The organism is Acidovorax sp. (assembly GCF_046314175.1).
Classification (GTDB): domain Bacteria; phylum Pseudomonadota; class Gammaproteobacteria; order Burkholderiales; family Burkholderiaceae_C; genus Acidovorax.
Window position 1 is genome coordinate 1 of sequence record NZ_JBKBXG010000121.1, and the last position, 12,474, is coordinate 12,474.

The window sequence follows — 12,474 nt, forward strand, 5'->3', positions numbered from 1 at the left end:
GGGGTCGCTTTCAAAACCGTCGCCATCGGGCACCGCACGCGTGGCCACATCGCTGAGCGACGAGCCTGCCTGGGGCTCGCTCAGACACATCGTGCCCGAGAAGCGGCCGGAGAATTCGTTGAGCGCAAATACCTTCTGCTGCGCCTCGGTGCCGTGCACCATCAGCAGGTTGGCATTGCCCACCGTGAGCAAGCCTGAGCCCATGCTGATCGACGCCACCGCAAAGAAACTGTTGGCCGCAGCTTCCACCGTGTAGGGCAGCTGCATGCCGCCGATGTCGTAGTCTTGCGCGGCGCTGAGCATGCCCGATTCCGCATACGCCTTGTTCGCATCGTGCGTGCACTGGGGCAGCGTGACCTTCTCGCCGTCAAAGTGTGGCTCTTGCGTATCGACCGTGCGGTTGAAAGGCGCGTATCTTTCGCGCGCGATGCGTTCACAGGTGTCGATGACCGCATCAAAGGTTTCGCGCGAGTGGTCGGCGAAGCGCTCACGCTCCTGCAGCTTTTCGGCATGCAGCCATTCATACAGCAGGAAATCAACGGTGGGGCGTAGGCTCATAGAATTTCAAGCTAAAAGTGCCTCTAGCGCTTATCCAGCAAGCGCCAGCAGCTATTGAAACAGGAGTAAACAAAAAAGCCCCGACAGCGGGTTGCGCGGCCGAGGCTCTCAGAGCGTATTCACGATCTGAGGTTCATGGCTTACAGCACTTCAAACACACCGGCAGCGCCCATGCCACCACCAATGCACATCGTCACGCAAACCTTCTTGGCGCCGCGGCGCTTGCCTTCAATGAGGGCATGGCCCGTCAGGCGCTGGCCCGACACACCGTACGGGTGACCCACGGCAATCGCGCCGCCGTTCACATTCAGGCGGTCTGCGGGAATGCCCAGCTTGTCACGGCAGTACAGCACCTGCACGGCAAAGGCTTCGTTCAGCTCCCACAGGTCGATGTCCTGCACGGTGAGGCCCAGCTTTTTCAGCACCTTGGGCACAGCGAACACGGGGCCAATGCCCATTTCATCGGGCTCGCAACCTGCCACGGCAAAGCCGAGGAAACGGCCCAGGGGTTTGAGGCCCTTCTTGCTGGCGTACTCTTCGCTGACTACCACGCAGGCGCCGGCGCCGTCGGAGAATTGGCTGGCGTTGCCCGCAGAGATCAAACCGCCCGGCAGCGCAGAGCGCAGGCCGCTGATGGCTTCTACCGTGGTGCCTTCGCGGGTGCCTTCGTCCTTGCTGACGGTGACCTGCTTGGTGATCAAACCCAGCGTCTTGTCGGCCACACCGGCTGTCACGGTGATGGGCGCGATTTCTGCGTCGAACAGGCCAGCCGCTTGCGCAGCGCAGGCCTTTTGCTGGCTGGCGGCGCCGTATTCGTCCATGGCTTCGCGACCGATGTTGTAGCGCTTGGCCACTTGCTCGGCGGTCTGCAGCATGCTCCAGTAGATCTCGGGCTTTTGCTTGGCCAGGGCCAGGTCCTGGATCATGTGCAGGTTCATCTCTTGCTGCACGCAGGAGATGCTTTCGACACCACCCGCCACATACACATCGGCTTCGCCAGCGATGATGCGCTGGGCGGCCATGGCAATGGTCTGCAGGCCCGACGAGCAGAAGCGGTTGACGGTGACACCGGAGGCCGTGATGGGCAAACCAGCCTTGAGCGCGATCTGGCGCGCGATGTTGCTGCCTGTGGCGCCTTCAGGCGTGGCGCAGCCCATGATGACGTCATCGACATCAGCGCCATCAATGCCAGCGCGCAGCACCGCGTGCTGCACAGCATGGCCGCCCAAGGTGGCGCCGTGTGTCATGTTGAAGGAACCCTTCCAGCTCTTGGCGAGCGGGGTGCGGGCGGTGGAAACAATCACTGCGGAGGTCATGTGAATTCCTTTGATTCTGTAGATGGGTGCACGCGGCTATTTACTGGAAGGCCTTGCCTTCAGCGGCCAGCTTGGCCAGCAGCGGAGCGGGCTTCCAGAACGCGGCGTCATCCAGTGGGTTCTTGGCAAAACGGTCCATGGCCTGCACCACGTTGAACAGACCCACTTCGCTGGCGTAGTGCATGGGGCCGCCACGGTGGATGGGGAAGCCGTAGCCGGTCAGGTACACCATGTCGATGTCGCCGGACTTGCTGGCAATGCCGTCTTCGAGGATGTGTGCGCCTTCGTTGACCAGGGAGAACACCAGGCGCTGCACGATCTCTTCGTCCGAAATCTTGCGCGGGGTGATGCCCAGCTCCTTGCGGTGGTCCTCGATCATCTTGTTGACCAGATCGCTCGGGATCGCATCGCGCTTGCCGGCCTGGTAGTCGTACCAGCCTGCACCGGTCTTCTGGCCAAAGCGGCCCAGTTCACACAGCTTGTCGGCCGTGCGGCTGTATTTCATGTCGGCACGCTCGGTGGCGCGGCGCTTGCGGATGGCCCAGCCGATGTCGTTGCCGGCCAGGTCGCCCATACGGAACGGGCCCATGGCAAAGCCGAATTTCTCGACAGCCTTGTCTACCTGCTGGGGCGTGCAGCCTTCGTCCAGCAAAAAACCCGCTTGGCGGCTGTACTGCTCGATCATGCGGTTGCCGATAAAGCCATCACACACACCCGAGACCACCGAGGTCTTCTTGATCTTCTTGCCAATCGCCATCACGGTGGCCAGCACGTCCTTGGCGGTTTCTTTGCCGCGCACCACTTCCAAGAGCTTCATCACGTTGGCGGGGCTGAAGAAGTGCATGCCCACAACGTCTTGCGGGCGCTTGGTGAAGGCGGCGATCTTGTCCACGTCCAGCGTGGAGGTGTTGGAGGCCAGGATGGCGCCAGGCTTGGCCACGGCATCCAGCTGCTTGAACACGGCTTCCTTGACGCCCATTTCTTCGAACACGGCTTCGATGATGAGGTCGCAGTCCTTGAAGTCGTCGTAGCTCAGCGTGGTGCTCAGCAGGGCCATGCGCTGCTCGTACTTATCCTGCTTGAGCTTGCCCTTCTTGACCTGGGCTTCGTAGTTCTTCTTGATCGTGGCCACGCCACGGTCCAGTGCTTCCTGCTTCATTTCCAGGATCTTGACGGGAATGCCAGCGTTCAGGAAGTTCATCGAAATGCCGCCGCCCATGGTGCCTGCACCAATCACGCCGACCAGCTGGATGTCACGCTTGGGGGTGTCAGACGGTACGTCAGGGATCTTGCTCGCTGCACGCTCTGCCATGAACAGATGGCGCAATGCGCGCGACTCAGGCGTCCACATCAGGTTGATGAAGATCTCGCGCTCGACCAGCATGCCTTCGGCAAACTTCTTCTTGGTGGCGGCTTCAACCGCGTCCACACACTTGGCCGGTGCAGGGTAGTTCTTGGCCATGCCCTTGACCATGTTGCGTGCAAACTGGAAGTACGCATCGCCTTCGGGGTGCTTGCAGGGGAAGTTGCGCACCAGAGGCAGTGGGCGGGCATCCGCCACGCTCTGTGCAAAGGCCAGGGCCTCGGCCGCCAGAGATTCCGCAGACGCCGCCAACTTGTCGAACAGCTTCTGGCCGGGCACGCCCGCGATCATTTCGCTCTTGACGGGCTCGCCGCTCACGATGAGGTTGAGCGCCGCTTCCACACCAATCACGCGTGGCAGGCGCTGCGTGCCGCCCGCGCCGGGGATCAGGCCCAGCTTGACTTCAGGCAGTGCAATCGAGCAGCCAGGCGCCGCAATGCGGTAATGGCAGCCCAGGGCCAGCTCCAGCCCGCCACCCATGGCGACGCTGTGCATGGCGGCCACCACGGGCTTGGCCGAGTTTTCGATGGCGGCAATCACCGACAGCAGGTTGGGCTCTTGCAAGGACTTGTCCGTGCCGAACTCCTTGATATCGGCGCCGCCGGAAAACGCACCACCGGCACCGGTGATGACGATGGACGTGACCGCTGCATCGGCATTGGCACGGCTGAGGCCGTCCACAATGCCTTGGCGGGTTGCCAATCCAAGTCCGTTGACGGGAGGGTTGGCCATGGTGATCACGGCAACGGAGCCGTGGACTTTGTATTCAGCGGTCATGGTGCTGTTGTTCCTTGGAAAGTGAAAAAGAACGGTCGTGCGTTTTTATTGTAGAGACTTCAATCGGCTTTGACAGTGTCAATTTGTCCCCGGGGGGACAAGGCTGTTTGCGGGGCGGCATCTCGGGGGGCAAAAAAAGAGGCGCCTTCAGCTATCGGGCGCCTCTCTTGTTCTTGATTTGACAGAAGTCGTCAGACTTCAAGCCACTCTTTGCGAATGTAGTTGTCGGCGCGCAGGCTGTCCGGCGTTCCCTGGAACACGATGGCGCCGTGCCCCATCACCAGCGCGCGGTCCGAGATCTTCATCGCAATGGTGAGCTTTTGCTCGATCAGCAGCACCGATATGCCGCGCGCCTTGATGGTTTGCAGATACTGGCCCACCAACTCAACAATCTTGGGCGCCAGGCCCTCGGTGGGCTCATCAATGATGATGAGGTCCGGGTCACCCATCAACGTGCGGCACAGGGTAAGCATCTGCTGCTCGCCACCTGACATCACCCCCGCTTCAGTGTGCTGGCGCTCCTTGAGGCGCGGGAACAGTTCATACATGTCGTCAAACGACCAGCGACTGCCCTTGCCGTTGCCCTTTTGGCCCAGCAGAAGATTTTGATGCACGGTGAGATTCGGAAAAATATCGCGGCTTTCCGGTACGTAGCCCAGCCCCAAGTGGGCAATTTCGTAGGCCTTCTTGCCGTGGAGTTCTTCGCCCTTCCACTGCACCGTGCCCTCCCAGTCCACCAGTCCCATGATGGCTTTGGCGGTGGTGGAGCGGCCTGAGCCGTTGCGGCCCAGCAGGGCCACAATTTCGCCCGGCTGGATATCGAACGTGACGCCATGCAATACATGGCTTTTGCCGTAGTAGGCGTGGAGGTTTTCAATTTTCAGCATAAATCAGTGTCCCCCGCCCTGCTCGTCTGCCACGGCAGAGCCCAAGTAGGCCTCCTGCACGCGCGCATTGGCACGTACCTTGTCCGGCGTATCAAAGGCAATGACCTCGCCATACACCACCACGGCAATCTTGTCGGCCAGGCCGAACACCACGCCCATGTCGTGCTCCACGGTAAGCAGGGTACGGCCCTCAGTGACCTCTTTGATCAGGCCGATGAAACGTGTGGTCTCGCTCTTGCTCATGCCGGCGGTGGGTTCGTCCAGCAAAATAACGTTGGCACCGCCAGCGATGGTGATTCCAATTTCGAGTGCGCGCTGCTCGGCATAGGTCAGGTTCATGGCAAGCGTGTCACGCTTCTTGTCGAGCTTGATCATCTCCATGAGCTCTGTAGCGCGCGCGTTGGCGTCGTGCAGGTTCGACAGGAAACGCAGGAACGTGTACTTGTAGCCCATGCTCCACAGCACACCGCAGCGCAGGTTCTCGAAAACGCTCAGCTTGGGAAAGATGTTCGTGATCTGAAAACTGCGCGACAAGCCCTTGCGGTTGATTTCGTAAGGGGCCAGGCCGTTGATGCGCTGCCCATTGAGAATCACATCACCACTGGTGGGGGCAAAGCGCCCGCTGATCAGATTGAACAGCGTGGACTTACCCGCTCCGTTGGGGCCGATGATGGCCACCCGCTCGCCGGGTGCGACCACCAGATTCGCACCGCGGATGATTTCGGTCTTGCCGAAACTCTTGCGCAGGTCGCGCAGCTCCAGGGCGTAGGTATTGTTGTTGGTTGCGTTGTCAGCCGCCATTTTTACAGCGCCTCCCCACGCTTGATTTCATGTTCAATCTCTTCCTGGATCGTGCTCCACTGGCGCAGGAACTGGCGACGGCAAAGCTCAAACAGAGCAAATCCGGTCACCATCACAAAGATGGCCCCGAACCAGCTGGTAAAGCCCTTGGCGTTGAGCGTGGCCCCCAGAAACTTAAGCTCTGACCCCAAGGCCGCATTGAGCTGAAGGTGGTAGGTCATCTCGATCATGCAGGCTGCGCCCATCACGCCCACCAGCGCCGTGCCGCCCAGCGCCAGGTACGAACTCCACAACCCACGCAACTTGCCGTATTTGGCCAAGCGCAGGTTCATCATGATCAGGCTGGCAATGCCGCCGGGCGCATACATCACCATGAACAGGAACACCAGCCCCAGATACAACAACCAGGCCATCGACAACTCAGACAGTAGCACCGAGGCCAGCACCAGCAGCACCGCTCCGATGATGGGGCCAAAGAAGAACGTGGCCCCACCCAGGAAGGTGAATAGCAGGTAGCCGCCCGAGCGGATCACGCTCAGGCTGTCAGCGCCGGTGATGATTTCAAAGTTGATGGTGGCCAGACCGCCGCCAATACCTGCAAAAAAGCCCGCAATGATGAACGCGAAGTAGCGCACACGCTGCGTGTTGTAGCCAATGAACTCCACGCGCTCCGGGTTGTCGCGCACAGCGTTCAGGATGCGCCCCAGCGGTGTGCCGGTGAACGCGAACATGGCTGCCGTGCAGACAAAGCAGTACGCTGCGATCAGGTAGTACACCTGGATGGCAGGGCCGAAGGTAAAGCCAAAAAACGCCGAGCCATACACGCGATCGGTGGTGATGCCGCCCTCTCCGCCAAAAAACTCGGGGAACATCAGCGCCATGGACGCGACCAGCTCGCCAATGCCCAGCGTGATCATGGCAAAGGTCGTGCCTGACTTCTTGGTGGTGACAAAACCGAGCAGGATGGCAAAGAATGCCCCCGCCAAGCCGCCAACCAGTGGAATGAGCACCAGCGGAATATTGACCGTGCCTTTGGTCGCCATGTTCATCGCATGGATCGCAATGAACGAGCCCAGGCCGGTATACACCGCATGTCCAAAACTGAGCATGCCGCCCTGCCCCAGCAGGATGTTGTAGGACAGACAGATGATGATCAGATAGCCGATCTGCGAGAGCATCGTGAGCGCAAGGCTGCTGCGAAACAGCATGGGCGCAACAATCAGCATGACCGCAAACAGCGTCCAGATGACGAACCGCCCCACGTTGAAGGGCTTGAACCGGTAGTGCGACGTGGCGCTGGAGGCCACAGGGGTTGTTGTAGTGGAATTCATGGCATCAGTCCTCCCGCGTGCCCAGAAGGCCCTTGGGGCGGAAGATCAGGATCAGCACGAGGAACAGGTACGGCAGGATCGGCGCCACCTGAGAGATCGTGAGTTTGAGCAAGGGGTAACCAAAGGTCTGGTCGGTAACCGCCACACCCACGGCCTTGAAGACGTGGATCAGCGAGTAGTCCAGCGCCACCGCAAAGGTCTGCACCAGCCCGATCAGCAGCGATGCCAGAAAGGCACCCGCCAGCGACCCCATGCCGCCGACCACGACCACCACAAAGATGATGGAGCCGACCGACGCTGCCATGGCAGGTTCGGTGATGTAAGTGTTACCACCGATCACACCGGCCAGGCCAGCCAGCGCAGCGCCGCCGCCAAACACCAGCATGAATACGCGTGGCACGTTGTGGCCCAGCGCTTCAACCATCTCGGGGTACTTCAGCGCAGCCTGGATCACGAGCCCGATGCGGGTGCGTGTCAAAAGCAGCCATACCGACACCAACATGACCAGAGCCACCAGCATCACGAACGAGCGCGACTTGGGAAACTGCGTGCCATACAGGTTGAACAGGGGCCCCTGCAGTTGCTCTGGCAGGCCATAAGGCACCGTGGAACGGCCCCACACCAGCTGCACCAGCTCCAGAATCAAGTAGGACAAGCCAAAGGTCACCAACAGCTCAGGCACATGGCCGAACTTGTGAACCCGGCGCAAGCAGTAGCGCTCGAACGCGGCCCCCAGCGCAAACACGGCAAGGGGTGCCAGCACCAGCGCCGGCCAAAAGCCCACCACCCCGGAGATGGTGAACGCGAAATAGGCACCCAGCATGTAGAAGCTGGTGTGTGCAAAGTTGAGCACGCCCATCATGCTGAAGATCAGCGTGAGGCCGGAACTCAGCATGAACAGCAGGAGCCCGTAGCTCACGCCGTTCAGCAAAGAGATCACGAAAAACTCAGGATTCATTGGAATTTTTCATTTCAGGGGTAAAAAAAAGGCCCGAGTAGGTCGGGCCTCGAAGTTCCAAAACTGATGTTATGGACGCTTCATCTGGCACGACGTGGGCGTGCTGGCTACATAGGGCTCGTAGTACTTCACAGGAACGAAGGTGTGACCGGTGCTCTCGGAGTCGATGGGGTACTTGCTGCTGGCCTTTTCCCACTTTGAAATGAACAGGCCCTGCTGCAACTGGTGGTCGGTCTTGCGCATCTCGACTTCGCCATTGAAGCTCTTGAACTTCATGCCTTCAAACGCCGCAGCCACCTTGACGGGGTCGGTCGACTTGGCTTTGACAAAGCCCTCGGACAGCATGGTGAAGGCGTGGTAAACGGCACCGGTGTACATGTCGTCGTTGAACTTCTTCTTGTAGTCCACCACGATCTGGTTCAGCGGGCCAGGCAGGTTCATGTGGGCGTATGCCACCATGTACACGCGGCCTGCAGCGGCTGCACCCATGGCAGTGGGGCTGCCCGTGACGGAGCCGTAGTAGGTGTAGAAGTTGACGTTGTTCAAGCCTGCATCGTTGGCGGCCTTGATGAGCAGTGCCAGGTCGGAACCCCAGTTGCCGGTGATCACGCTATCGGCACCCGACTGCTTGATCTTGGCGATGTAGGGCGAGAAGTCACGCACCTGGGCCAGGGGGTGCAGGTCGTCGCCGACAAACTGCACGTCAGGGCGCTTGCGCTGCATCATCTCCTTGGCGAACTTGGAGACCTGGTGGCCGTGCGAGTAGTTCTGGTTGATCAGGTAGACCTTCTTGACCTCTGGCAGGTCCTTCATGTAGGTCGTCAGAGCTTCCATCTTCATGGAGGTGTCCGCATCCAGACGGAAGTGCCAGTAGCTGCACTTGCTGTTGGTCAGGTCTGGGTCCACCGCAGCGTAGTTCAGGAACAGCACTTCCTTGCCTGGGTTGCGGGAGTTGTGCTTTTCAAGCGCATCCATGATGGCGAGCGCAGGGCCCGAGCCGTTGCCCTGCACGACATAACGCGCGCCTTGGTCCATGGCCGAGCGCAGGGCGCTGGTGGTCTCTTGGGGGCTGAGCTTGTTGTCGATGCCGATGATTTCAAATTTGACGCCCGCAGAATTCTTTTTGTTGAACTCTTCGGCAATGAACTGGAAGCTCTTGAGCTGGTTCGTTCCCACTGCGGCCATGAGACCCGAAAGGGGGTCAAGCCAGGCGATCTTCACGGTCTCGCCCTTTTGGGCGAACGCGCCGCTAGCGCCTACCAACATTACCGAGGCTGCTATAGCCTTAATAGCGAATTTCATGGTCTTGTCTCCTTGTAAATCAACACAACGCAGCGTACCGCGTTGCAACAAAGCGATGCTCAGGGATTGCCCCTACCAGCGTCGCACACGTGACTGCAGCAGTGCTCCCCCGAGCACCGCTGCGGTGCATTGCCCCGGTTTACAGACCCGGAAGCTTGTAATCCTTGAGCTGATCGCGCAGCTTGGTCTTGAGCATCTTGCCGGTAGCTCCCAACGGAATCGCATCGACGAACACCACGTCGTCGGGGATCTGCCACTTGGCGGTTTTGCCTTCATAAAAGGCCAGCAGCTCTTCACGCGTGACCTCGGCGCCGGGGCGCTTGACCACCGCAACAATGGGGCGCTCATCCCACTTGGGATGGGGCATCCCCACGCAGGCAGCCATTGCAATCGATGGATGCGCCATGGCAATGTTCTCGATGTCGATGGAGCTGATCCATTCGCCGCCGGACTTGATCACGTCCTTGCTGCGGTCGGTGATCTGCATGAAGCCATCAGCATCGATGGTGGCCACATCGCCCGTAGGGAACCAGCCGCGGCCTTGCGCATCCTTGACGAGCGGGTTGCCGCCCTCGCCCTTGAAGTAGCTGTCCACGATCCAGGGGCCTTTGACGAGCAGATCGCCGTAGGTTTTGCCATCCCACGGCAGCTCGTTGCCGTCACCGCCCACGATCTTCATGTCTACCCCGTAGATGGCACGCCCCTGCTTCTGCAGGATCTTCATCTGTTCATCCTTGGGCATAGACAGGTGCTTGTTCTTCAGCGTGCACAGCGTGCCCAGCGGGCTCATCTCGGTCATGCCCCAGGCGTGCAGCACCTCCACGCCATAGTCTTCCTTGAAAGCGTGGATCATCGCTGGCGGGCAGGCCGACCCACCAATCACCGTGCGGCGAAGGGTAGAGAACTTGAGGCCCGTAGGCTTCATGTGACCGAGCATCATTTGCCACACCGTAGGCACGCCTGCAGCGTAGGTCACCTTCTCGGACTCGATGAGTTCATAGATGGACTTGCCGTCCATAGCCGGGCCCGGGAACACCAGCTTGCAGCCCGTGAGAGCAGCCGAGTACGGAATACCCCAGGCATTGACGTGGAACATGGGCACCACGGGCAGTACCGAGTCCCGGGCCGACAGGCACATCACGTCGGGTAGCGCAGCCGCGTAGGCATGCAATGTGGTCGAGCGGTGGCTATACAGCGCAGCCTTGGGATTGCCGGTGGTGCCGCTGGTGTAGCACATGCTTGACGCGGAGTTTTCGTCGAACTCGGGCCACGCATAGTCAGGCGACTGCGCACCGATCCAGGCTTCGTAACTCGTCAGGCCAGGGATGCCGGAATCCGCAGGCAGCTTGTCCGCATCGCACAGAGCCACCCACTTCTTCACCGTGGGGCACTTGGCATGCACGGCTTGCACCAGCGGCAAAAAGGTCACATCAAAACACAGCACCCGGTCTTCGGCGTGATTCATGATCCACGCTATCTGGTCGGGATGCAGGCGCGGGTTAACGGTGTGCAGCACGCGGCCCGATCCGGACACGCCGAAGTACATCTCCATATGGCGGTAACCGTTCCAGGCCAGCGTGGCAACGCGGTCGCTGAACTCCAGCTTCAGCTCATCCAGCGCATTGGCCAGGCGGCGAGCACGGGCGCCGAGGTCTCGATAGGTATAGCGATGAATGTCGCCCTCGACACGGCGGGAGACGATTTCGGCGTCGCCATGGTGGCGCTCGGCGAACTCGATCAGCGACGAGATCAGCAACGGTTGGCTCTGCATCAGGCCCAGCATGTGTGCTCCTTGGATGTTGTAGTGAATGGATTGATCATCGTAGCGCGGGGCGTCGGGTTGAACTGTCTCCGGGGTCGTGCAAACCCTTCGCCATCCCACTCGGTACAGCGCCAGTGTGCGCCCTGCCATCATGGCTGCCAACACATGTCGTCCCATTGACAAAAGCCAAGGGAATACCCTGCACATCGCCCACGGACACAGCGACAATCGCCGCCATGCTCAGCTCTGCCCCTTCCGCATCGCGATTCATCGCAGCCCAACCGTGGTTCGCCGCCGTCCCTGCTGCAATGCAGGAGCGGCTACGCAGTGAGGTGTTTGCAGCGCATGGCGACAAGGGCGATGTGATGCTGCCCGCAGGCAGCGCCGTGGAAGGCTGGCACGCCGTTCTGTCAGGCCTGGTGATGCTGCAAAGCCCAAACAGCCATCGGCGCTCCTCCGCCTTCATCGGCGTGCCAGACGGCGACTGGTTCGGAGAGGGGTCCGCCCTCAAACCAGAGCCACGCCGGTACAACGTGGTCGCGCTGCGCCCCACCTCTTTGCTGTGTTTGCCCTTGCCGCTGTTTGCCGAACTGCGCGAGAACAGCATGGCTTTCAACCAGTTCCTGGTGCTGCACCTGAACATGCGGCTGGGCCAGGCCATGACCATCATCGAAGCCGGGCGCACACAGTCCACCGAGCACCGGGTCGCGCTGTACCTGAGCCGCCTGTTCTGGCGCAGCACCCGCCGGTTGAACCTGACGCAGGAGGAGCTGGGCCAATTGGTGGGTTTGTCACGGCAGACGGTGAACAAAGTCTTGCGAACGCTGGAGGGCTTGGGCATCGTGTCGCTGGACTTTGGTCGGGTCGCGATCGTGGACGACGAGGCGCTCAGCGCGTACCTCGCCGCCACTGCGGCATCGTAGAACTCGGGGTGGTGCACGGCGGCGCTGGTGAGTTGCTTACTGCACGCTCAGGCGCACTGCCTTCTGGTCGGCATCAAACAGCAGCCTGCTGGGCCAGGGCTGCCAGTTCAGATTCACCGTGGCGTTGTTGGGGTCGCCCGTGTGCACAAAGGCGCGCATGCTGTCCATCATGGCTTTGGACAATGCCAGCCGTCCGGGCTGGTTGGCTGTGCTGTTGGCCGCCTTGGCCAGCAGCGACGGGCCGAAATTTCCAAACACGAAGGGCAGGTCAAAACCATGCGCTGCGCCATACACATCGGCCCACGGTGCAGGTTGCTGGGCCCAGTTGAACTGGTAGCTCCACACATTGGCTTGCTGGGTGCGCAAGGTGCCCAGCAGGTTGTCGCGGCTCGGGTCGATAAAAGCGCTGCCCAGCAGCTTCATGCGGGCGTTGTATCCCGTCACCGGCGCAGTGACCGGCAGGTAGGAAGCGTCCAGGATGTCTGCCACCGTGAGT

At 60.5% G+C, this 12,474-nt stretch carries 11 protein-coding genes; 1 reads left to right on the forward strand and 10 read right to left on the reverse strand.

Annotation, left to right across the window (positions count from 1 at the left end; all coding sequences use genetic code 11):
* The 9 genes from ACK4OE_RS23220 to ACK4OE_RS23260 form a co-directional block, all read right to left on the reverse strand.
* On the reverse strand, window positions 1–558 hold a 558-nt coding region (locus ACK4OE_RS23220), incomplete at its 3' end, for an acyl-CoA dehydrogenase family protein (protein WP_409888538.1).
* A gap of 140 nt (window positions 559–698) precedes the next feature.
* Window positions 699–1,874: an acetyl-CoA C-acyltransferase gene (locus tag ACK4OE_RS23225; protein ID WP_409888540.1), complete on the reverse strand. Its 1,176-nt coding sequence runs from the start codon at window positions 1,872–1,874 to the stop codon at window positions 699–701.
* A 40-nt stretch (window positions 1,875–1,914) separates the two neighbouring features.
* The gene (locus tag ACK4OE_RS23230; RefSeq protein WP_409888542.1) at window positions 1,915–4,014 is read right to left on the reverse strand and encodes a 3-hydroxyacyl-CoA dehydrogenase NAD-binding domain-containing protein; all 2,100 of its coding nucleotides are present in this window, start codon (window positions 4,012–4,014) and stop codon (window positions 1,915–1,917) included.
* Window positions 4,015–4,205: 191 nt separating this feature from the next.
* On the reverse strand, window positions 4,206–4,901 hold the full coding sequence (locus tag ACK4OE_RS23235; protein WP_409888543.1) for an ABC transporter ATP-binding protein: 696 nt from the start codon (window positions 4,899–4,901) through the stop codon (window positions 4,206–4,208).
* A gap of 3 nt (window positions 4,902–4,904) precedes the next feature.
* Window positions 4,905–5,702 (reverse strand): ABC transporter ATP-binding protein, encoded by a 798-nt coding sequence (locus ACK4OE_RS23240; protein WP_409888545.1) that lies wholly within the window; start codon window positions 5,700–5,702, stop codon window positions 4,905–4,907.
* A 2-nt stretch (window positions 5,703–5,704) separates the two neighbouring features.
* Entirely contained in the window at window positions 5,705–7,033 is a 1,329-nt protein-coding gene (locus ACK4OE_RS23245; protein ID WP_409888547.1) for a branched-chain amino acid ABC transporter permease, read from the reverse strand.
* A gap of 4 nt (window positions 7,034–7,037) precedes the next feature.
* Window positions 7,038–7,991 carry a branched-chain amino acid ABC transporter permease gene (locus tag ACK4OE_RS23250; RefSeq protein ID WP_409888549.1) on the reverse strand — a complete coding sequence of 318 codons (954 nt, stop codon included), beginning with the start codon at window positions 7,989–7,991 and terminating at the stop codon, window positions 7,038–7,040.
* Between the two features lie 69 nt (window positions 7,992–8,060).
* On the reverse strand, window positions 8,061–9,293 hold the full coding sequence (locus ACK4OE_RS23255; protein WP_409888551.1) for a branched-chain amino acid ABC transporter substrate-binding protein: 1,233 nt from the start codon (window positions 9,291–9,293) through the stop codon (window positions 8,061–8,063).
* Between the two features lie 139 nt (window positions 9,294–9,432).
* A complete protein-coding gene (locus ACK4OE_RS23260; protein ID WP_409888553.1) occupies window positions 9,433–11,076 on the reverse strand; it encodes a 3-(methylthio)propionyl-CoA ligase in 1,644 nt (547 codons plus the stop codon).
* Between the two features lie 215 nt (window positions 11,077–11,291).
* Here ACK4OE_RS23260 and ACK4OE_RS23265 point away from each other — a divergent pair, with 215 nt between their 5' ends.
* Entirely contained in the window at window positions 11,292–11,978 is a 687-nt protein-coding gene (locus ACK4OE_RS23265) for a Crp/Fnr family transcriptional regulator (RefSeq protein WP_409888555.1), read from the forward strand.
* 36 nt (window positions 11,979–12,014) lie between these two features.
* On the opposite strand, the gene ACK4OE_RS23270 is transcribed toward ACK4OE_RS23265, so the two are convergent.
* Window positions 12,015–12,474 (reverse strand): carboxylesterase family protein (locus ACK4OE_RS23270; RefSeq protein ID WP_409888557.1); only part of this gene is annotated, 460 nt, incomplete at its 5' end.

Coding starts and splice junctions, on each gene's coding strand:
- ACK4OE_RS23265 (WP_409888555.1), top strand. CDS start 11,292: ATGCTCAGCTCTGCCCCTTCCGCATCGCGATTCATCGCAGCCCAACCG.
- ACK4OE_RS23255 (WP_409888551.1), bottom strand. CDS start 9,293: ATGAAATTCGCTATTAAGGCTATAGCAGCCTCGGTAATGTTGGTAGGC.
- ACK4OE_RS23245 (WP_409888547.1), bottom strand. CDS start 7,033: ATGAATTCCACTACAACAACCCCTGTGGCCTCCAGCGCCACGTCGCAC.
- ACK4OE_RS23225 (WP_409888540.1), bottom strand. CDS start 1,874: ATGACCTCCGCAGTGATTGTTTCCACCGCCCGCACCCCGCTCGCCAAG.
- ACK4OE_RS23260 (WP_409888553.1), bottom strand. CDS start 11,076: ATGCTGGGCCTGATGCAGAGCCAACCGTTGCTGATCTCGTCGCTGATC.
- ACK4OE_RS23240 (WP_409888545.1), bottom strand. CDS start 5,702: ATGGCGGCTGACAACGCAACCAACAACAATACCTACGCCCTGGAGCTG.
- ACK4OE_RS23235 (WP_409888543.1), bottom strand. CDS start 4,901: ATGCTGAAAATTGAAAACCTCCACGCCTACTACGGCAAAAGCCATGTA.
- ACK4OE_RS23230 (WP_409888542.1), bottom strand. CDS start 4,014: ATGACCGCTGAATACAAAGTCCACGGCTCCGTTGCCGTGATCACCATG.
- ACK4OE_RS23250 (WP_409888549.1), bottom strand. CDS start 7,991: ATGAATCCTGAGTTTTTCGTGATCTCTTTGCTGAACGGCGTGAGCTAC.